This window comes from Kitasatospora sp. MAA19, assembly GCF_029894125.1.
Taxonomy (GTDB): Bacteria; Actinomycetota; Actinomycetes; order Streptomycetales; family Streptomycetaceae; genus Kitasatospora.
The window spans coordinates 85,098-105,457 of the sequence record NZ_JARXYZ010000008.1 but is presented as its reverse complement, the minus strand read 5'-3'; the positions used below and the strand labels follow the sequence as shown (position 1 = coordinate 105,457).

19 protein-coding genes and 1 tRNA gene are annotated in these 20,360 nt (G+C 72.3%); 9 read left to right on the top strand and 11 right to left on the bottom strand.

What is annotated here, in order from left to right; genetic code table 11:
• Positions 1-83: 83 nt before the first annotated feature.
• Positions 84-1,616: a glycosyltransferase family 39 protein gene (locus tag P3T27_RS15160; RefSeq protein WP_280678513.1), complete on the bottom strand. Its 1,533-nt coding sequence runs from the start codon at positions 1,614-1,616 to the stop codon at positions 84-86.
• 126 nt (positions 1,617-1,742) lie between these two features.
• On the opposite strand from P3T27_RS15160, the gene P3T27_RS15155 reads away from it, so the two are divergent.
• From P3T27_RS15155 to P3T27_RS15140, 4 genes are all read left to right on the top strand, one after another.
• Entirely contained in the window at positions 1,743-2,141 is a 399-nt protein-coding gene (locus P3T27_RS15155; RefSeq protein ID WP_280678511.1) for a hypothetical protein, read from the top strand.
• A 399-nt stretch (positions 2,142-2,540) separates the two neighbouring features.
• Positions 2,541-2,613: transfer RNA gene (locus P3T27_RS15150), tRNA-Arg, on the top strand.
• A 1,031-nt stretch (positions 2,614-3,644) separates the two neighbouring features.
• On the top strand, positions 3,645-4,214 hold the full coding sequence (locus P3T27_RS15145) for a hypothetical protein (protein ID WP_280678510.1): 570 nt from the start codon (positions 3,645-3,647) through the stop codon (positions 4,212-4,214).
• A 516-nt stretch (positions 4,215-4,730) separates the two neighbouring features.
• Entirely contained in the window at positions 4,731-5,258 is a 528-nt protein-coding gene (locus tag P3T27_RS15140) for a hypothetical protein (RefSeq protein WP_280678508.1), read from the top strand.
• 40 nt (positions 5,259-5,298) lie between these two features.
• On the opposite strand, the gene P3T27_RS15135 is transcribed toward P3T27_RS15140, so the two are convergent.
• The 4 genes from P3T27_RS15135 to P3T27_RS15120 all read right to left on the bottom strand — a co-directional run bounded on the left by P3T27_RS15135 (position 5,299) and on the right by P3T27_RS15120 (position 8,145).
• On the bottom strand, positions 5,299-6,165 hold the full coding sequence (locus P3T27_RS15135) for an arylamine N-acetyltransferase (RefSeq protein ID WP_280678506.1): 867 nt from the start codon (positions 6,163-6,165) through the stop codon (positions 5,299-5,301).
• 71 nt (positions 6,166-6,236) lie between these two features.
• Positions 6,237-6,362 (bottom strand): hypothetical protein, encoded by a 126-nt coding sequence (locus P3T27_RS15130; protein ID WP_280678504.1) that lies wholly within the window; start codon positions 6,360-6,362, stop codon positions 6,237-6,239.
• Positions 6,363-6,419: 57 nt separating this feature from the next.
• Positions 6,420-7,289, bottom strand: a complete 870-nt coding sequence (locus tag P3T27_RS15125; protein ID WP_280678502.1) for a carbon-nitrogen hydrolase family protein — start codon at positions 7,287-7,289, stop codon at positions 6,420-6,422.
• A gap of 43 nt (positions 7,290-7,332) precedes the next feature.
• Positions 7,333-8,145, bottom strand: a complete 813-nt coding sequence (locus P3T27_RS15120) for a phosphatase PAP2 family protein (RefSeq protein WP_280678500.1) — start codon at positions 8,143-8,145, stop codon at positions 7,333-7,335.
• Between the two features lie 427 nt (positions 8,146-8,572).
• On the opposite strand from P3T27_RS15120, the gene P3T27_RS15115 reads away from it, so the two are divergent.
• Positions 8,573-9,544 (top strand): sigma-70 family RNA polymerase sigma factor, encoded by a 972-nt coding sequence (locus tag P3T27_RS15115; RefSeq protein ID WP_280678498.1) that lies wholly within the window; start codon positions 8,573-8,575, stop codon positions 9,542-9,544.
• A 234-nt stretch (positions 9,545-9,778) separates the two neighbouring features.
• On the top strand, positions 9,779-10,012 hold the full coding sequence (locus P3T27_RS15110; protein WP_280678496.1) for a hypothetical protein: 234 nt from the start codon (positions 9,779-9,781) through the stop codon (positions 10,010-10,012).
• A gap of 12 nt (positions 10,013-10,024) precedes the next feature.
• Here the strand turns inward: P3T27_RS15110 and mscL are convergent, their stop codons facing one another.
• The 5 genes from mscL to P3T27_RS15085 all read right to left on the bottom strand — a co-directional run bounded on the left by mscL (position 10,025) and on the right by P3T27_RS15085 (position 14,745).
• The gene (gene mscL / locus P3T27_RS15105) at positions 10,025-10,444 is read right to left on the bottom strand and encodes a large conductance mechanosensitive channel protein MscL (protein ID WP_280678494.1); all 420 of its coding nucleotides are present in this window, start codon (positions 10,442-10,444) and stop codon (positions 10,025-10,027) included.
• Between the two features lie 30 nt (positions 10,445-10,474).
• Positions 10,475-10,738, bottom strand: coding sequence for a hypothetical protein (locus P3T27_RS15100; RefSeq protein WP_280678492.1), 264 nt, complete (start codon positions 10,736-10,738; stop codon positions 10,475-10,477).
• 292 nt (positions 10,739-11,030) lie between these two features.
• Positions 11,031-11,348, bottom strand: coding sequence for an FmdB family zinc ribbon protein (locus P3T27_RS15095; protein ID WP_280678489.1), 318 nt, complete (start codon positions 11,346-11,348; stop codon positions 11,031-11,033).
• A gap of 159 nt (positions 11,349-11,507) precedes the next feature.
• On the bottom strand, positions 11,508-12,902 hold the full coding sequence (locus P3T27_RS15090; protein ID WP_280678487.1) for an MFS transporter: 1,395 nt from the start codon (positions 12,900-12,902) through the stop codon (positions 11,508-11,510).
• A gap of 358 nt (positions 12,903-13,260) precedes the next feature.
• Positions 13,261-14,745 carry a potassium/proton antiporter gene (locus P3T27_RS15085; RefSeq protein ID WP_280678485.1) on the bottom strand — a complete coding sequence of 495 codons (1,485 nt, stop codon included), beginning with the start codon at positions 14,743-14,745 and terminating at the stop codon, positions 13,261-13,263.
• 310 nt (positions 14,746-15,055) lie between these two features.
• Here P3T27_RS15085 and P3T27_RS15080 point away from each other — a divergent pair, with 310 nt between their 5' ends.
• On the top strand, positions 15,056-17,767 hold the full coding sequence (locus P3T27_RS15080; RefSeq protein ID WP_280678483.1) for a penicillin acylase family protein: 2,712 nt from the start codon (positions 15,056-15,058) through the stop codon (positions 17,765-17,767).
• A gap of 54 nt (positions 17,768-17,821) precedes the next feature.
• Here P3T27_RS15080 and P3T27_RS15075 read toward each other — a convergent pair whose 3' ends face one another.
• Positions 17,822-18,397: a 5-formyltetrahydrofolate cyclo-ligase gene (locus tag P3T27_RS15075; RefSeq protein ID WP_280678481.1), complete on the bottom strand. Its 576-nt coding sequence runs from the start codon at positions 18,395-18,397 to the stop codon at positions 17,822-17,824.
• 75 nt (positions 18,398-18,472) lie between these two features.
• Here P3T27_RS15075 and P3T27_RS15070 point away from each other — a divergent pair, with 75 nt between their 5' ends.
• Positions 18,473-19,384, top strand: coding sequence for a GGDEF domain-containing protein (locus P3T27_RS15070; RefSeq protein ID WP_280678479.1), 912 nt, complete (start codon positions 18,473-18,475; stop codon positions 19,382-19,384).
• A gap of 50 nt (positions 19,385-19,434) precedes the next feature.
• A complete protein-coding gene (gene galU, locus P3T27_RS15065; RefSeq protein ID WP_280678477.1) occupies positions 19,435-20,355 on the top strand; it encodes a UTP--glucose-1-phosphate uridylyltransferase GalU in 921 nt (306 codons plus the stop codon).
• The last annotated feature ends 5 nt before the right edge of the window (positions 20,356-20,360 follow it).

Here is a 20,360-nt window from a genome sequence, read left to right as displayed (position 1 = left end):
CAACGACGGAGGGGGAGCCGGTTCGCCCGGCTCCCCCTCCGTCGTTCTCCGGGCCCGTCCGTCGCCGTTCTCCGGGCCCCGCGTCAGTTGTCGCGGTCGAGCAGCGCGACCGTGAGCCCGCCGAGCGGCGTCACCTGGTCGGGCGTCCCGTACCGCGTGCGGAGTGCCTGCGCCTGCTCCTCCGGCATGGCGGTCAGCGGGTCCTCGATGTCCCCGAGGACCAGGAGCCAGATCCGTTCCCCCTGCCCCAGGCAGGACTCCGGCTGCGGGCACGGCGCCGGTGACAGGTCCTCCGCGTCATCGGCACTCTGCGCGACGAAGACCGGGTACGGGCGGACGTCCTCCGGCAGGTAGTAGCTGACGCCCGGCCACACCATCGCCCAGGCCTGGTTGCCCAGTGGGGCCGCCATCCCGTCCCCGGACCGGTAGCCGGCCGCGATCACCCCGGCCGCCGCCCGGAACGGCTCCTCCGAGTCGTTGTGCGAGCCCACGTAGCGCACCGCGGGCTGCTCCGGCAGCGCCGCCACGGCCGGGACGGCGAGCAGCCCCAGCGCCAGCAGCCCCGCCGCCGCCCGGGCCGGTCCCGAGGCACGGAAACGTTTCGCCCAGGCCGCCGCCACGCCGTACACCGCGCCGACCCCGCCCCCGGCCAGCACCGCCCACGCGGGCACCGTGAACAGCAGGTACCGCTCTATGAAGTACGAGGTGCCGCCCTGCGACACCACCCACACGCCCACCACCGGCAGCTCCGCGAGCATCAGCGCCTGCCAGGCCTGCACCCGCCGACCCGGCAGCAGCAGCGCCGGCAGCGCCAGCAGGGCGAAGGCGTGGAAGGCCTGATCCGAGCCGAACAGGTGCTCGCCGAAGTGCCTCAGGTCCCAGAGGGACGGCGTATCGATCCAGCCCAGCTGTCGGTCCGACTGCCGGCTGCCCAGCAGCACCACCGGCAGCACCGGCAGTGCCGCCACCCCCACCGCCACCGGGTACTGCCACAGCAGCCGCCGCTCCACCGCCCCGCGCGTGCGCCACAGGTGCAGCAGCACCAGCGGGACCTGCCCGGCCACCGTGCTGAACGAGATCAGGTGCCCGGCGCCGGCCACCGCCATCGCCGCGCAGTACGGCGCCCACCGCCGCCACGTCGGCCGCTCCAGCGCCCGCAGCAGGAACCAGGTGGCCGCCGCGATCGCGCAGGTCACCAGCGCGTACGCGCGCGCCTCCTGCGCGTACCGGGACACCTCCGGCGGCACCGCGAACAGCAGCCCCGCGCCGACCGCCGCCACCCGGTTGCCGAACAGCCGCTCGGCGGTCAGCGCCACGAACGCGGCCGCCCCCGCCATCGCCAGCACGGACGGTATTCGCAGCGCCATCACGGAGTCGCCGAACACCGCGGTCCAGCCGTGCATCAGCAGGTAGTACGCGCCGTTGCTGGCGTCTATGTGCTGCAGCAGGCTCAGCAGGTCGCCCAGCGACCGGGTGGCCGCCGTCCAGGTCGCCATCTCGTCCCGCCACAGCTCCGGCGTCCCCAGCCGGTACCCGCCCACCGCCAGCATCACCACCGCGGGCCACACCCACACCTGCCCCAGCAGTCGCACCACCGGGTGCCCAGCAGGTCTCATCGGGTCCTTCGTCTCCTTCGCGCGGCGGGACAGGGCGGGTCGAACACTTCCCGGCAGGCTACTGGACCTCCCCTGACCCCCCGTCGGCACCCGCACCCCCAACCGCCACCCTCGCCACCAGGCCTGTTGGAGCCGGCTTCCTACAGCCAGCCAGCCTGGGCGACAGGCGGCGCCGGCCTGAGCACCGACCACGCCGACCCGTACCCGTCGCCGACCGTGCCGGTGAGCAAGGCCGGCGACCTCTTCCACGCGACGCGCCTGGTGGACGGGAACCGGACGTCCTTCAGTCCGCTGGACGGCTACGCCGGCTCGGCGCGGTTCGCGGCCCGGGCCGAGGCGATCGCCGGCATGCCGAACGGCGACGCGCAGCTCACAGCGGTGGGCGACGATGGCATGGTGTACCACAACGCCCTTTATGCCTCCGGAAGTTGGCAGGGAGGGTGGAACACCTCCTCCGGCGGGCAGAAGGCCGCCATCGCCGGCATGAAGGACGGCGGCGCCCAGATGGTCGTCTCCCGCAGCTGAGCGTGGCCTCCGTCGGCCGCACTCGCGGTGAACGGCGAGTGCGGCGCGACCGCTGCCCGCATGGACCGATCCCGAGCCGCCCGCCGGAACGGTCGACCCCGACCCCGACCCCGACCCCGAGACACGGGCCCGGTGCCGGCTGCTGCTTCCGCCCGCCCACGGAGGAACTCGCCGCGTTCCCGCTCACCGGCTGACCGGCCCGGATCGGCCGGCCTCACAACCTCAGCGCCCGCCAGATCCCCGATCCGGTACTCTGTGGATCGAGCGTCCAGGCGGGCGTCTCAGTACGCCCAACAGGCGAACGCAGGCCTCCCCGCCGTCCCGATGCTCACCGCCTTGTCGGCAGCCTTGCGACCGGCTCGCTCACGCGAGTTCCGCGCAGGGTTTCGGACAAGCCCCGCCTCAGTAGCTCAGGGGATAGAGCACGGCTCTCCTAAAGCCGGTGTCGCAGGTTCGAATCCTGCCTGGGGCACAGAGAACCTGCAGGTCAGGGGCCCCTCGCCGGAGTCGGCGAGGGGCCCCTGCGGCTTCCGGCGCGGATTCGGCGGGGGTCGGGCCGCCGTGGGCAGGGCGGCGTGCTCCGGCGCGGCCGGCTGGGCAGGGGCGGCCGCCCGTCCACGAGCCGACGACCCGCCGCCGGGCGGATCACCTGCCCGTCCCGGGTGGCCGTTGGCACCCTCGTCGGCGCCGACGGCATCGGCCAGGCCTCTGCGGTGCCGATCGAGGCGACGAGCCCGGCGTCGGATGTTCGGTGACCGGCACCGCGCAGCGGCCGCCACTGCCTCGCGGCAGGGCACGGGGCACCTGGGGTCGGTTTCCTCGGCCGGGTGCCATCGGCCCCGGATATCCCAACCGGCATGCCTCGATGCGGTGTTCACGCCTAAGGCGGCCTGCGGGGTCGAGCGGCGCAGGCCGGGGCCGACGGTCGGTGATCCCCGCAGTGGATCAGGCCGGCCCGGCGCAGTGCGCCCGGCCGCGATCCGCATCCGGCGAGGTTCCGGCGGCGCGGCGGGCTTCGTCACCCCGGCCGACGGGGTCGGCCCGATGGCGGGCGCTCCCGGCAGCCCCGCCGGCCGTAGGTCGCCCCCCCCGCAGGTCCCCGTCCTCCTCGGCCCCGCCGGGCCCCGCCGGGCCCCGCCGGGCCCCGCCGGGCGGACGACGTGGCGCTCGAAGGCCGCTTCCGTGGCTGCCGGCGCGGCGGCGGCCTTGTCGTGGGCGGGGTCGACCCGTCTCGTCGCGTCGGCGGCGCCGGGCGTCCTGCCGCCAAAGGGATGGGCCTGCGTCAGATAATCACACTAATGGCCCCAGTGTTCGTCAACTGGCCTTTTTTTCACGCGACTTGATGGAGTTGCGGCCCGGTCCGGGGGTCGATGTGACGGGCCGATGCACCCCGTTTGGCCCTCTTTCGATATGCCCGAAATGACACCGATTGGGGCGGTAAGTACGTTCAATCTCGGGTCGGCTGCTCAGTCGACACATCACCTGAAATGTAGGAGAAGTTCCATGAAGATCAACCGCGTTGCCGCCACCGCCGCCGCCATCGGAGTCGCGGCCCTGGCCGTGACCGGCGTGACGTACGCGTCGGCTGCCTCCGAGCCGATGGCCCCGCAGGCTTCCGTGCGGCAGGTGGCTGCCGCTCCCCAGGTGGCTGCCGCTCCCGCCCAGCTCCCCGCCGGTGGTGGGCAGCAGGTCGCTGCTCCGGCCGAGCTGCCCGCCGACGGCGGCGCCGCCGGCGGGAAGGGCAACGAGGGGCGCAACGAGGGGCGCAACGAGGGGCACGGCGAGAAGCGCCACGAGGAGGGCCGCATCCACATCAACGAGCGGACCTACTCCGCGCACTCGGGCGGCTGCATCACCGTGGTCAGCGGCCTGGGTGCCAAGACCCTGAACATCCGCAACGACAGCCACAAGACCGTCGAGGTGTTCCGCGGGGCGGTCTGCGACAACGGCGCCCCCATCGCCACCGTCGGGCCGCGCAGCACCAGCGACGGCGTGAAGGTCCACCACACCAAGGGCATCCGGGTCAAGGACGGCGTCGTGGGCAGCTTCCGCGTGGTCGAGCACTACCGCTGAGTCGACTGGCCAGCTGCGTCGACTGAATGACGTGGAGCCCCGAGGGGTCAGCTCGGGGCTCCAGTCCGGCCCCCGCCACCGGGCGGGGCGCCCTCCCGACCAGTATCCGATAGATCCAACACGATGCGCAGACGCTGCCAGGGCTCCGGTCACCGGGCCCTGGTAGGTCTTTTCCCGGCCGGCCCGCAGCTCGCGCTCCCCGGAGCGGCTGCGGGCCCGATGCGTGCGATCCGCCGCAGGGCCGGTGCGGGAGCGGTCCGCCGGGGGCCGAAGGAGTGAGGATATGTCAGATGATCACCCTTAAGGGCTAGTCGGACCGTCAACCTGTCTGCGGTTCACCTATCGTGGTCATTCGCCACCCCTCCGGGTCCGACGGCGCGCGGGTGTGGCGGGTACCCCGTTCGGCTCTTTGAAGCCAATCATTCGATATGTCTGCCATGGAGGTCGCGGGGGCGGTCAGTACGTTCAGTCGTGCGCCGGCTGCCCGGTCGGCCTCTCCGAGACGGGAGAAGTTGCATGACGATGACCTGCTCCGCGGCGGTCACCGCGGCCATCGCGGCGGCCGCGGCCCTGGCCGCGACCGGCATCACCTACGCCTCGGCGGCGGCCTCCCGGCCGATGGCTCAACCGGCTTCGGCACAGCAGCCGGACGCTTTGGTCGAGGCGCTCTCCGACGGCATCCTCGGATGGGATGACAAGGGCGACGGGTACGAGAGCAGGGGTGACGGGGGCCGAAGGTTCCCCGAGCAGGGCAGGGTCCGCATCAACGAGAGGTCGTACTCCGCCTACCCGGGCGACTGCATCACCGTGATCAGCGGCCTGGGCGCCAAGAGCCTGAACATCCGCAACGACAGCCGCCGCACCGTCGAGCTCTACCCCGGCGCGGTCTGCGACAGCGGCGCCCCCATCGCCACCGTCGGGCCGGGCGGGTCCAGCGACGGCGTGATCCCGCCGCCCATCGAGGGCATCTCGGTGCTCCACGGCGTGGTGGGCAGCTTCCGGGTGGTCGGACCCTCGAAGGGTTTTGCGCGGCCGCCGAGATAGCCGGACCGTCGGCGCTCCGGCGCAATCGGATGCCGGGCCATCACATCGAACCTGCACGCCCGCTCGCCGGATCGTGCAACACCCCTGAGTGCGGAAGCCCCATCTCCGCCACGAGGATCTGCTGGATCTCGTCGTCGGCGAGGGTGCGCGTGACGGTGGTGCCGTCCGCGCGGGTCACGGTCAGCTCCTCGCCGCTGAGTGACCGGTGCGCGTCGGGGCTGGTGCGCTGGACCTGGATGCGGCTGTGGAAGGGGGAGTTGGGGTAGGTGGCGATGTACCAGTTGGCCACGGTGATGTCGGAGTGCTCGGCCGGTTCGGTGGTGAAGGCGTACTGGGAGGCCCAGCCGTCGGGGCCGTGCGCTTGCAGGGTCCAGGTCTCCAGTCGCCCGGCCCGGTCGTCGCCGGTGCGCAGCAGGCGGTGGCCGCGGTTGTCGGCCCAGTGCTCCGCGTCGGGGGTGAGCGGGACGGGCCGGGTGAGCGCGCCGATCGCGCCGAAGCCGACGTCGGCGAGGTAGGGGGCGGGACGGCCGGGCACGTCCACCAGGAGGGCCATGTGCGTGCGGGGGCGGGTCGCGGGATCGCCGGTGCCCAGGACGACCCGGCCGGTCAGGTAGCGGAGCGTCAGGCCGGTCGCCCGCAGGGCGGCGGCCAGCAGGAGGTTCTGCTCGTAGCAGTAGCCGCCCCGGCGGTCCTCGACGAGCTTCTTCTGGAGGTCGTCGAGGGCCAGGGACGGCACGATGCCGCGCACCGGGTCGAGGTTCTCGAACGGGATCGACATGACATGGGCCCGGTGCACGCTGCACAGCGTCTCGAGGTCGGCACCGACCGGTCCCGGATGCCCGATGCGCGCGAGATACGCGTCGAGGCGGAATCCGGGGGCGTCGGTCTGCTGTGTGTGGGTGTTCATCCGTCCACTCTTCTCCGGTGTCAAGCGGCTCGGCCGCTGTCTGGTTGGTCCTGTGCGTCGCGGGCTGTGTGCTACCGCTGGTAGGCGGCCGAGATCTGACCCGCCAGGACCGCGAACGGCATGTCCGGTGCGGCGTACACGGGGGCGGCCTCGGGTGCGGAGAGGGCGGGCAGGGCCGCGCAGACCTCCAGGGACACGCCGGCGAAGATCAGCTTCCGGGTGCGGAGGAGCGGCCGGGCCGGAGGTCGGATGGTTCAGCCCAGGGTGAAGCGCGTGCGCGGGGCGACCGGGCGGGCGCCGGCCTCGGCCAGGTCGGCGAGCAGGGTCTCGGTCTCCCGGGCGGTGCGCAGCACGGCCGGGTCGAGGTCGACGACGACGAGTTCGCGCCGGTCCTCGCCCGCCTCGGCGAGCAGGCGTCCGTCCGGGGCCCACACCGCGCTGCCGCCACAGGTGTGCCAGCCGCCGGTGTGACCGATGTGGTTGGCGAGCACCGTGTAGAGGGTGTTGTCGAGCGCGCGGGCCGGGAACCAGGTGCGGGACTCGTGGTGGCCGTGGCCCATGCTGAACAGCGCGCCGACCAGGTAGGCGTGGCAGCCGTCGAGTGCGGCGGCGCGGGCGTGCTCGGGGAAGCCCGAGTCGTAGCAGATGCCGAGGCCGAGCCGCCAGCCGTCCAGCTCCAGGGTGCAACCGGCCGTCCCGGGGCGGTAGTAGGCGCGTTCGGTCTTGAACAGGTACTGCTTGTCGTAGCGGGTGACGAAGCCGCCGTCCGGGCCGAGGACGAGGGCGGAGACGCGCAGGTCGTCGCCGTCCTGTACGGCGGCGCCGACGATCGCGGCGGTGCCGGTCTCGCGGCAGGCTTCGGCGATCGGTGCGAGGCGCGGATCGCCGGGCTGGACGGCGCACTTGAGCGGGTCGGTGCGGATCAGCTCGGGCTCGTAGCCGGAGAGGAACTTCTCGGCGAACAGCACCAGGCGGGCGTCGGCCTCGGCGGCCTCGCGGATCAACTCGGCGGCCTGGGCGGCGTTGGCGGCCACGTCGCCGGCCACGGCCTGGGCCTGGACGGTGGCGATCCGCAGCGGGCGCTCGGGGTAACGGGCGGCGGCGGGAGCCGTGGTGAGAGGCATGGCCGTCACGCTATCGGACGGCTCCCGGCGGCCGCGGAGGACCTCAGTGGACGGCCTCGTCCGGGTGGTCGGTGGCGGTGTCGCCCAGCGGCTCGGTGCCGCGCGACGACCGGACCGACGGCACGGTGATCCGCTGAACCCTGGGTCTGGTGCGCCAGTTGACCCGCCGTACGTCACGGGCCAGCGCGCCCGGCCGCCAGAGTTCGACGACGGCGGTGACGGCGCCCAGCACCATCCCGGCGGCCAGCCAGCCGGCGAGCACGTCGCTCGGCCAGTGGACCCCGAGGGCGATCCGGGTCCAACCGATGGTCAGCACCGTCGCCGTGGCCACCGCGCAGGCGGCGATCCGGCCGCGTCGGTGGACCCGGTACCAGACCAGGCCGACCAGCACCGCGCAGGTGATCGCCGAGGCCATGGCGTGCCCGGAGGGGAAGGCCGGGCCGCCGGCGTGCGAGACCGGGTCGGTGAAGGAGGGGCGCTGGCGGCCGATGGCCAGCTTCAGCGCCCACAGAGCGCCCCAGCCGACCAGGGTCTGGGCGGCCACCCAGCCGGCCAGCACCCGGGCGCCGATCAGCCAGAGCCAGACGGCCGCGATGCCGAGCAGTGTACGCATCGTGACCGTGCCGCCGATGTCGGAGAGCGTCTGCACCGAGGCGGTCCAGATCCGGTGCTGCCGGGCGAAGGTGTGCAGTTCGCCGATCCAGCTCTGGTCGAGCTGTTCCAGCGGGTGCCAGTGCCGGGTCACCAGTGCGGCCAGGAGGCCGAACAGCACGGCACAGACCACCGCGAGCGCCGAATCCCGCAGAAGGCGGCGGTGACGCGCAGTGATGGAGGGCGAGCTGTTGGTCAGGTGCATGGCTGACACCTTCCCAGTGTCCCGGGTCGATCGGGAGCCGGAGTGATAGCGATTCGGCATCGTTTGTGGGGAGAACCTGCGTGCGCCGGGGTGCGGGCGCGGGCGGGCGCCGGGGGCGCGCGGGAACGCGCGCGTTCGTTCGCGGGTTCATCCAGTGCGGCGGCGGACGCGTGTGCGGCAAGTGAAGGAAACGCTCCGAAGTGGTCGGGGAATTGGCACTGAAAGTGCTCGGTAGGTCACCCAGTGTCCATATCCGGAGTGAAAACCGGCAGGATACTGCATAGTCGGGAAGAATCTGAGTGACTTGGGAATGTTGTCCGGATTCTGTTCGTTGGATCGTTACGTGTGAGCCCCGAGGGGCCCGCACTTCTTGCCCTCTCGGGGGGCAGGCAGGCAGACCTCGGCAATTCCAGCAAAGGGAGCAAGCATGGCCACCCGTGCCGTCGTTCGCGACAGGGCCGACCGGACTCGCGCGGCCCGCCCGACCAACTTCGAGGCCGACCGTGACCTGGTCGGCATGTACCTCGACGAGATCGCCAGGACACCCCTGCTCGATGCCGCCGAGGAGGTCGAGCTCTCGCTGCGGATCGAGGCCGGCGTGTACGCCCAGCACCTGCTGGCGGAGGGCGAGTTCCCCGACGGTGTCACCCGCGAGGAACTGGAGGCGATAGCCGAGGACGCCGAGCGCGCCAAGGACGTCTTCATCCGCTCCAACCTCCGGCTCGTGGTGGCGGTCGCCCGCCGGTACCCGCGCAGCGGCCTCCCGCTCCTGGACCTCATCCAGGAGGGCAACGCGGGTCTGGTGCGCGCCGTCGAGAAGTTCGACTACGCCAAGGGTTTCAAGTTCTCCACCTATGCCACCTGGTGGATCCGGCAGGCGATCACCCGGTCGATCGCCGACCAGTCCCGCACCATCCGGCTGCCCGTGCACCTGGTCGAGGAGCTGGGGCGGATCCGGCGGGTGCAGCGGGAGAAGTCCAAGGAGCTGGGCCGCGAGGCCGAGCCGGCCGAGATCGCGGCCGAGTTGGACACCACCGAGGCCCGGATCAAGGACGTGCTGGACTGGGCCCGGGATCCGGTCAGCCTCAACATGGCGGTCGACGACGAGGGCGAGACCCAGTTCGGCGACCTGGTCGAGGACACCGGGGCGACGTCCCCCGAGGACGCCGTGATGGTCATGCTCCGCCGTGAGGAGCTGGACGACCTGATCGGGCGGCTGGACGACCGTACGGCCTCGATCATCCGCTCCCGCTACGGGATGGAGGACGGCCGCGAGCGCACCCTCACCGAGGTGGGCAAGCAGCACGGCCTCACCCGCGAGCGGATCCGCCAGATCGAGAAGCACGCGCTGGCCGAGCTGAAGAAGATCGCCGACCACGCGGGCTTCGAGGCCGCCTGAGGGGCCGCCCGGGGGACTCGTCCGAGGGAGTGCCTGCGGGCCTGCGAGGCGCTCCGGGCGGCCGCCCGTGAGGTGGCGTCACGGCCGGCCGCTTGAGGCCGTCACCCGCGCCCTGATGCGGAGCGCTCCGCACCGGGGCTCGTGGTGCGCCACGGGGCTCATAGGCTGGACGCCGCAGGGCTCATAGGCTGGAGGGGGGACAGGACGATCCGGGCGAACAGCGGAGTGAGCAGGGTGAGCGAGCAGGGACAGGGCCGGGAGCGGCCGCAGGCACAGCAGCAGGAGCAGCAGGGGCAGGGTGAGCAGCCGGCGGCGCCGAAGGCCCGGCTGGTCTTCCGGGACCCGCTGGACCAGCCGTCCCGGGACGACACCGACACCGGCTGGGGCGAGCGCCCCGGAGCGGGGGAGAGCGGTGGGCGGGGGCTGGACTGGTACCTGAGCCAGCGCCCGCCGCACCACGGGGACTGAACGGGAACGTGCTCAGCGCTGCGGCGTGACCAGCGCGTCGCGGATCTCGGTGAGCAGTTGGATCTCGTTGGCCTCGGCCTCCGCCGTCTCTTCGAGGGGGCTCTTCCTTCTGGCGGCCAGCTTGTTCATGGGCACGATCAGGACGAAGTAGACGACGGCCGCGGTGATCAGGAACTGCAGGGCGGCACTGAGCACCGATCCCCACAGGATGAGGATTCCGGACGTGACCTCGCCGGTGGCGCTCGCCTCGCAGGGCCCCTTGAGGCAGGAACTGTAGGACGCCAGGTCCTTCGTCCCGAAGACACCGACGATCGGATTGATCACGCCCTTGACGAAGGCGTTGACGATGGTGGTGAAGGCCGCACCGATGACGACCGCGACGGCGAGTTCGACGACGTTTCCACGCAGCAGGAATTCCTTGAAGCCTTTCATGCCGCCGTGAACGACGAAGTCGTTTCCTGGTCACGGATGATCTTCGATGGAGCCGGATTGACAACCCGTCCGGCCCATCGCGCCGCCCGAGGGCGGCGGCAGCCCGGCCCGCGCGGGCCCGACCGCGAGCGCTGCGGCCACCGCGAGCAGCACCAGCAAGGGCACCCCGGCCCGCCGCCGTACGGCGTGCCGCCAGCGGTGCCACCCGCCGGCCCCGCGCCGGATCGGAGGGAAGCGCGGCACCTCCCGCCGGGGCGGCACGGTGGGGGCGGGCAGCGGGACGGAGAGGCTCATGGACGTCATGGTCACCACCGGGGTCGTCGGGGACCGCCCCTTTCCGGGCCGGTCGGTCTCTGGTGACCCACACGATGCGTGCCCCGCGCCGTCCCGGAAAGCCCTTATCCGCAGCCTGTGGACAACTCGACCCTGTGGACAACTTCGTACACCCGCACGAGGGACTCCGGCCCGCCCGGGATGACGACAAGGCCCGCCGCCCCGCGAAGTGCGGGGCCGACGGGCCTTGTCGATGCTCTCTACCTGCCGCCCGGGCCGGGCCGAATGCCGCCCGCCGCGCCCGGCGGCGAGGTCAGCTCGCGGCCGGAGCCGGGCTCGAAGAGGTCGAGGAGCCGGAGGAGCTCGAAGAAGTGGAGGGCGACGACGCCGGGGTCGAGCTGGACGACGACGTGGCGCCGCCGGAGGTGCCGGTGCCCACCGTGCTGCTGGAGGACGAGCGGCTGTCGGTCCGGTAGAAGCCGGAGCCCTTGAACACGACGCCCACGGCCGAGAAGACCTTGCGGAGCCGTCCCTGGCAGTCGGGGCACGTGGTCAGCGCCTCGTCGGTGAACTTCTGCACCGCCTCCAGGCCGTTGCCGCACTCGGTGCACTGGTACTGGTACGTGGGCACTTGTCTTCCTCCTGGCACTCTCGCCTGATGAGTGCTAACGATGGTCAATGATGCGGCATTCCGCTGAATCAGTCCAGCGACTCCGATGTGAGATGAGCCGGGGTCGAGCCGGGAGCGGCCCTCCGGCCCACCCGGGCACCACCGTCGTCGCGTGCCCGCTCAGCCCTTGGCCGCACCCACCAGCTGCGGCGCCGCGGCGCGCTCCGGCGAGGCCGTGACCGCCGCGTTCGCCGGCCCCGACGCGGTCAGCAGGTGCCGCAGCGAGACCAGCGCGACCAGGCCCAGGCCGGCGCCCGCCAGCGGCACCAGGAACCCGACGGACGGCCCGTGGCCGTCGATCAGCCGCCCGGCCGCCATCGAGCCGACCGCCAGGCCGAGGCCGATGGCACCGGTCAGCCAGGTGAAGGCCTCGGTCTTGGCGCCGTCCGCGACGAGCGTCTCGACCAGGGTGTAGCCGCTGATCAGGGTCGGCGCGATGGCCAGGCCGCAGACCAGCCCGGCGACGGTGAGCGCGATCAGGTTGGGCATCGCCCACAGCGTCGAGCAGCCCAGCACCAGCAGGGTGTAGCTCATGATCATCCGCTGCTGCACGACCCGCCGCCAGGCGATCACGCCGTACAGCACGCCGGCCACCATCGAGCCGCCCGCGAAGATCCCGTACACGGTGCCGCCGGCGCCGTGCTGCCCGACCGAGTCGGCGAAGGCGTACACCGAGACCTGCAGGCCGCCGAACACGGCGCCGACGCCGAGGAACGTCCCGGCCAGCAGCCGGACGCCGGGCGAGGCGAGCGCGGAGGCGCGCTTGGCGCCGGGGCGGTGGGCCTGGCGGGCGGGCGCGGTGTTCCGCTGGGCGGCGAAGGCCAGACCGCCGACGACGGTCAGCGCGGCCTCGACGATCAGCCCGGTCGAGGGGCTGATGGTGGTCGCGATGGCGGCGGTCAGGATCGGGCCGATCACGAAGGTGAACTCGTCCGTGACGGACTCGAAGGCGAACGCGGTGCTCACCTTGGCCGTGGACGAGCCGGAGGCGCCGTCCGCGGTGAACTTGGCGATCCAGCGGGCCCGGACCATCGCGCCGATCTGCGGAACGCTCGCACCGGCCGGGACGGCGGCCAGGAACAGGCTCCAGGCCGGTGCGTGGCCGAGTGCCAGCGCGATCAGCGCGCCGACCGAGAGCGCGTGCACGATCACGGCCGGCACCAGCACCGCGGCCTGGCCGTAACGGTCGGCCAGCCGCCCGGTCTGCGGGCCGATCAGGGCCTGGGCGACGGCCGCCACGGCCGCGACCGTGCTGGCCGTGCCGTAGGAGCCGTGGGTCTCCTTGACGAGCAGCAGGATGCCGGTGCTGAGCATCGCGTAGGGCAAACGCGCGAGGAACGCCGGCGCCAGGAACGTCCAGACGCCGGGTGTGCGCAGCAGTGTGCCGTAGCCGACGCGCGCGGGCGCGGTGGCAGTGGTGTCGGTGGTGGCGCCGGCGTCAGCGGCGGTGGTGTCGGCGGTGTCACGCGGGGTCGCGCTGTCCGCGGGGTTGTCGACCGTTCGGCGGGCCGTCACGGTCGGTCCTTCCTGCTGCCTGGTAGCGCGGCAGGGCATGGGGTGGCCCCGACGGCGCCGAGAGTCGTCCTCTCGCGCGTCGACCGGGGTAGATACCGGGTCGGCCCGGCGTGGTGGCCGGGGTCCGGACCGCGGCCGCCGAGCGGTCGCGCCAACTCTGCGTCAGGCAGATGCAGATGCTGGGTGTGATCAAACCATCATACATATACGCGCGTAGATTGTCGCGCTTTCCCCGACATGACAGCGCGCCTCCGCCCTTGTCCTGCCAATCGAAGGTGAACAGCGGATGAGGCCTTCCGGCGCCGACGGGGCGAGCCTCCCGGCGCCGGACGGCGGGACCTCCCGGCGCCGACGGGCCTCACCGCCCGTGCAGCCACCCTGCGAGCTTGCCGCCCTTGTCCACGGCCCGCAGCCGCCGCTCGGCCGCCTCGCCGACCTCGTCCGTGGTGACCACCAGCAGCTCGTCCCCGCCGCGCAGCACCGTCGCCTTGTCCGGCACGAAGGAGCTGCCCTCCCGTACCACCAGGGTGACCGCGGCCCCCTTGGGCAGTCGCAGCTCGCTGACCTCCACGCCGGACATCCGCGAGCCCGGGGCGAGCGTGACCGACAGCAGGTGCCCGTGCAGCTTCTCCAGCGGGGCGGACTCGATGTCCAGGTCCTGGCCCATCGCGCCCTCGCCGATCCGTAGCTGCTTGGCCACCCACGGCAGGGTCGGGCCCTGGATCAGGGTGAAGACGACGACCAGGATGAACACGATGTTGAAGACGTCCTGGGCCTTCGGTGCGCCCGACACCAGCGGGATGGTGGCCAGCACGATGGGGACCGCCCCGCGCAGCCCGGCCCAGCTGAGCAGTGCCTGCTCCCGGCCCGGCACCTTGAACGGGGTCAGGGTGAACACCACGGACAGCGGCCGGGCCAGGAAGACCAGCACGCCGCCGATCACCAGCGCGGGCACCACGGCGTCGCCCATCGTCTCGGGCGTGCAGAGCAGGCCGAGCAGGACGAACATGCCGATCTGCCCGATCCACGCCAGGCCGTCGGCGAAGCCCCGGACGGCCGGGCCGTGCGGCAGCTTGGAGTTCCCGAGGACCACCGCGCAGATGTAGACGGCGAGGAAGCCGGAGCCGTGCAGCAGCGCGCCGCCCGCGTAGGCGAGCACGGTCAGCGCCATCACGGCGATCGGGTAGAGGCCGGAGGAGGGCAGCGCGACGTGCTTGATCCCGTACGCGCCGAGCTTGCCGATCGCGAAGCCGATCGCCGCGCCGATCGCCAGCTCGGCGACGATCGTGCCGACCAGGACGTACCAGGAGTCCAGCTCGCCGGTGGTGGCGAAGGCGACGACCAGGATGACCACGGGCGCGTCGTTGAAGCCGGACTCGGCCTCCAGCAGGCCGGTGAGCCGGTGCGGCAGCGGGACCATGCGCAGGACGGAGAAGACGGCGGCGGCGTCGGTCGAGGAGACGATCGCGCCGAGCAGCATCGAGGTCCGCCAGTCCAGGCCGACCAGCCAGTGCGCGCCGGCCGCGGTGACGAACACGCTGACCCCGACGCCGACGGTGGCGAGCACGGTGGCGGCCGGCATCACCGGTCTGACCTCGCGCCAGCTGGTCTTGAGGCCGCCCTCGGCGAGGATCACCACGAGCGCCGTGTAGCCGAGGACCTGGGTCAGCTCGGCGTTGTTGAAGTTGACGCCGATGCCGTTCTGGCCGAGCGCGACGCCGATCCCGAGGTAGATCAGCAGGCTGGGTAGCCCTGATCGGGTGGAGATCCGCACGGCGACCACCGCGACCAGCAGGATCACGGAGAACTCGAGGAGCAGCTGGTTCAGGTGGTCGATGTTCACGCAGTGGCACCTCGGGCAGGCAGGGGCGGGCGGGGTGTCTGGTGGTGCTGAAGAGGGTGACCCGTTAAGAAGGCGTCAATGCTCCCCTTGCGGATCGTTACTCAGTCTAACATTTTGCCATATCTTTAGCTTCCTTGTCCTCTCAGGCCCCCACCGCCCCGTCCGGGCCTCCTTGTTGATCTCCCCCGAACCCACGGTGAGCGTCCCCCGTGCACGGCGCTCGGCCGACTCGGCCTAATGTGGTGCCCTGCCACGGCCCCCGGCCCTGGACACGCCCGCCCGCCCCGAAGTCAGGACCGCAAGGACCCAGATGCCCCGCTCGAAGAAGTTCCGGCGCGCCCGTCTGATCGTGATCATGCTGGTCGTGCTGCTGGTGGCCGGCGTCGGCTACGGCGGCTACCGCGGGGTCACCGCGGTCCGCGCGTCCTTCCCGGAGGTCGACGGCAGCGTCAAGGTGGCGGGCATGAGCGCGCCGGTCGACGTCAAGCGGGACGCCAACGGCATCCCCCAGCTCTACGCCGACACCTCCGAGGACCTCTTCCGCGCCCAGGGCTACGTCCAGGCGCAGGATCGCTTCTGGGAGATGGATGTCCGCCGGCACATCACCGCCGGCCGGCTGGCCGAGATGTTCGGCGACGGCCAGGTCGACACCGACGCCTTCATCCGCACCATGGGCTGGCGCCAGGTGGCGCAGAAGGAGTGGGACACCAAGCTGTCGCCCGAGTCCAAGAAGAACCTCCAGGCCTACGCGGACGGCGTGAACGCCTGGCTCGCCGAGCACCCCGGCGGCGAGAAGGCCTCGCTGGAGTACGCCCTGCTCGGCACCGTCAACGGCGACTACAAGCCCGAGCAGTGGAGCCCGGTCGACTCGGTGGCCTGGCTCAAGGCGATGGCCTGGAACCTCTCCGGGAACCTCCAGGAGGAGATCGACCGCTCGCTGCTGGCCCAGGACTTCGGCCCGGACAAGATCGCCGAGCTGTACCCCGAGTACCCGTACGCCCGCAACGGCACGATCGTGAAGACCGGCACGGTGGCCGGCGACACCTACCGCCCCGCCGACGGCTCCCCCCAGTCGGGCACCGGCACCGCCACCACCCAGGGCGCGGCCACCACCAAGGCGCTGCTGCAGGGCCTCACCGACCGGGTCGACGGCCTGCCGCAGATGCTCGGCCGCCCGGGCCAGGGCATCGGCTCCAACTCCTGGGTGGTCGCCGGCACCCACACCACCACCGGCAAGCCGCTGCTGGCCAACGACCCGCACCTCGGCCCCGGCCTGCCCTCGGTCTGGTACCAGATGGGCCTGCACTGCCGCACCACCTCGCCGGCCTGCCAGTACGACGTCTCCGGCTTCACCTTCGCGGGCATGCCCGGCGTGATAATCGGCCACAACAAGGACGTCGCCTGGGGCTTCACCAACCTCGGCGCCGACGTCACTGACCTCTACCTGGAGAAGGTCACCAGTCCGGACACCTACCAGGTCGACGGCAAGGACGTGAAGTTCGACCTCCGCAAGGAGACCATCAAGGTCGCCGGCGGCGAGGACCGCACCATCACCGTCCGCACCACCCAGACCGGCGCCCCGCTCATCTCCGACCAGAGCACCGAACAGCAGAACGTCGGCAAGTACGCCCCGAACGGCACTGCCGCCCCCGACCGCGGCACCGGCGGCTACGGCGTCGCCCTGCAGTGGACCGCGCTCAGCCCCGGCAAGACCATGGACGCGGTGTTCGAGCTGGACCGGGCCCGCAACTGGGACGACTTCCGCAACGCCGCCAAGGACTTCGCCGTCCCCGCGCAGAACCTGGTCTACGCCGACGCCAAGCACATCGGCTACCAGGCCCCCGGCGACATCCCGATCCGCAGCAAGGGCGACGGCACCTACCCGGCTCCGGGCTGGGACTCCTCCTACCAGTGGAAGGGCTCGATCCCCTTCAACGCCCTGCCGTACAGCCTGGACCCGAGCGCGGGCTACATCGTCACCGCCAACCAGGCCGTGGTGGACCCGAGCTACAAGTACCCGCTCACCAAGGACTGGGAGTACGGCACCCGGGCCAAGGAGATCACCGACCAGATCGAGGGCCTGCTCAAGAACAACGGCAAGATCTCGCCGGACGACATGCAGACCATGCAGCTGGACAACACCAACATCATGGCCAAGACGCTCGTCCCGCTGCTGCTCCAGCAGCAGATCGACGACCCGTACGTGCGCGAGGCCCAGGACCTGCTGAAGGACTGGAACTACCACCAGGACGCCGATTCGGCCGCCGCCGCCTACTACAACGGCGTCTGGCGCCAGCTGCTCAACCTCGCCTTCGGCCAGAAGTTCCCGGCCGACCTGCGGGCCAAGAACAGCTGCCTGCTGGTCCGCCAGCAGGACGACCCGACCAAGCCGGACAGCTCCAGCCGGATCGTCACCGAGTGCGGCACCCGCGACCCGGGCAAGGCCCAGCCGGACGGCGGCGACCGCTGGACCGAGGTGGTGCGCCAGCAGCTGGACAAGCCCGACAGCACCTGGTGGACGTACATCGACTCCGACCACAAGGAGCAGAAGGGCCTGAACAACCTGCTCAAGGAGGCGATGAAGAACGCCCGGCAGGACCTCACCTCGCTGCTCAGCAAGGACGTCTCCACCTGGAGCTGGGGCCGCCTGCACAAGCTGACCCTGCGCGAGCAGACCCTCGGCACGGACGACTCCTCGATCGCCTCCGGCCTGGTCCACCGGCTGCTCAACCGTGGCCCGTACCGGCTCTCCGGCGGCTCGGCGGCCGTCGACGCGGCCGGCTGGAACGCGGCGGCCGGCTACCAGGTGGACTGGATCCCGTCGATGCGGATGGTGGTCGACCTGAGCGACCTCGACTCCTCGCGCTGGATCAACGTCGGCGGCGCCTCCGGCCACGCCTTCCACGACAACTACAACGACCAGACCGACCTCTGGCTCAAGGGCAAGCTGCTGACCTGGGCCTACACGCCGGACGCGGTCGAGAAGGCCACCAAGCACAAACTGGTGCTCACCAACGGCTGACCCCGCGCGACCCCGGCGGCCCCGCTCCCTGCCCGGAGTGGGGCCGCCGCCGTCTCACCCCAGCCGCTGCGGCCCGGACGGCGTGACCGCCAGGTCCACCGGCCGGTCGTGCGGCTCGGCCGGCACCTGCTCCACCAGCTCGTGCTCGTACAGCAGCACCGCCAGCACCGGCCGTGCGCCCGCCCGCGCCAGTCGGGCCAGCACCCGGTCGTAACTGCCGCCGCCGCGGCCCAGCCGCAGCCCCTGCCGGTCCACCGCCAGGCCCGGCAGCAGCACCACCGAGGCCTGCGTGACGGCCTCCGGGCCCAGCCGCGGGCCGACCGGCTCCAGCAGCCCGCGCCCCGCCGGGGCCAGCGCCTGCGGACCCTCGTACGCGGCCCAGTCCAGGTCGTTGTCGGGCAGCAGCACCGGCAGCAGCACCCGCACCCCGCGCGCCCGCAGCGCGTCCAGCAGCGGCCTGGTCCCGGGCTCGGCGCCCACCGAGACGTACGCGGCCACGGTGGTGCCCGGCGCCGCCAGCTCCCCGGCGTGCCCGGCCAGCGCGCGTGCCGCCTCCGCGCGTCCCTCGGGGGAGAGTGCGCGGCGCTCCGTCAACAGCCGTGTCCTCAGATCGCTCTTCTCGTTGTGCATCGGATCCTCCGCAACTCTGTGCCGCCGGCCGGTGTCGTCGACGCGCAGAGCCTGACACGCGAAAGGGCGTCGCGATTGTCCACCCCGCTGCTGGTCCAGGCCCTGGCCGTGCTGAGCGCCCCCGCGCTGGCCGGCGCCACCGTGCTCGGGCTGCGGCTGCGCCGGGGCGGTGCCGCAGCCGCCGCCCGGCAGGACCGGCTGCGCGAGCGGATCGCCGAGCTGGAGGCGCACTGCGCCGACCTGGAGCGCACCGCCTCCTGCGACCCGCTCACCGGCGTGTGGAACTACCGCCACCTGCAGCTCACCCTGGACCGCGAGATCGAGCGCGCCCGCCGGGCCGAGCGGACCGACCAGCCCGAAGGACCGCGCCCGCTGGCCGTGCTGCTGCTGGAGATCGCCGGCTTCGACGCGGTCGTCGCCGAGCACGGGCGCGGCCGCGCCGGCACGATACTGCGCGACCTCGCCCAGCGGCTGGCGATGGAGATCCGCCGGGCCGACACCCTCGGCCGGTACAGCGGGGAGGAGTTCCTGGTGGTGCTGCCGGACACCGGCGCCGAGGGCGCCGCGCAGGTCGCCGAACGGCTGGTCTGGTCGGTCCGCCGGCACCTGCTGCTCGACTGGTCCTCCGGCCCGCGCGAGCCCCGCCCGGCCCACGGCAACGGACTCACCGCCGCGATCGGCATCGCCGTGCTGCCCGAGGACGGCACCCACGCCGCCGTGCTGCTGCGCGCCGCCGACCGCGCGCTCGCCGAGGCCAGGGCGGCCGGCGGCGACTGCTGGCGGGTCCGCCCGTGCCCCGGGGACCGGCCCGCGGCGGAGCTGAACGCCCCGCCCGCCTGCCCTCCGGAGCACCGGACGACAGCCGAGCGTGACCGTTTGGGAAAGCCGGGTAGTGTGTCGCCCTGTGCCGGAGGGGCCCCCCTCGCCCAGCCGGTCGATTCCCATACGCCTGCCACCGTGGCCGGGCCCCGCGACGTGCTGTCATAGCCGTCGACCGCGCTCGGCCGGGCGAAAACGTGCCTGAGTAAGGTAAACGCATGACGACGACCAACTCCCGAATCCCGGTAACCAAGGCTGTGGTACCCGCGGCCGGACTGGGCACCCGCTTCCTGCCGGCAACCAAGGCCACTCCGAAGGAGATGCTGCCCGTCGTCGACAAGCCGGCCATCCAGTACGTCGTCGAGGAGGCCGCTTCCGCCGGGCTGTCCGACATACTGATGGTCACCGGCCGTAACAAGCGCGCGCTGGAGGACCACTTCGACCGCGCCTACGAGCTGGAGGAGCTGCTCTCCCGCAAGGGGGACGAGGACCGCCTGCGCCGGGTCCGCGAGTCCGTCGACCTGGCCAACATGCACTACGTCCGCCAGGGCGACCCGAAGGGCCTCGGCCACGCCGTCTCGGTCGCCGAGCAGCACGTGGCCGGCCAGCCCTTCGCCGTCCTGCTCGGCGACGACCTGATCGACCCGCGCGACCCGCTGCTCTCCCGCATGATCGAGGTGCAGCAGGAGCTCGGCGGCTCGGTCGTCGCCCTCATGGAGGTCGACCCCTCGCAGATCCACCTCTACGGCTGCGCCGCCGTCAAGGCGAACGGCTTCGGCGAGGACGTCTTCCAGGTGACCGACCTGGTCGAGAAGCCCGAGACGCACGAGGCCCCGTCGAACTACGCCGTCATCGGCCGCTACGTCCTCGACCCGCTGGTCTTCGACGTGCTGCGCGAGACCCCGCCCGGCCGCGGCGGCGAGATCCAGCTCACCGACGCCCTGCGTGAGTTGACCACCCGCGAGCCGGAGGCCGGCGGCCAGGTGCACGGCGTGCTCTTCAAGGGCCGCCGCTACGACACCGGCGACCGCGCGGACTACCTGCGCGCTATCGTCCGGCTGGCCGCCGAGCGCGCGGACCTGGGCCCGGAGTTCCGCTCCTGGCTGCGGGAGTTCGTCGCCACCGAGCTGCAGGACTGACACGA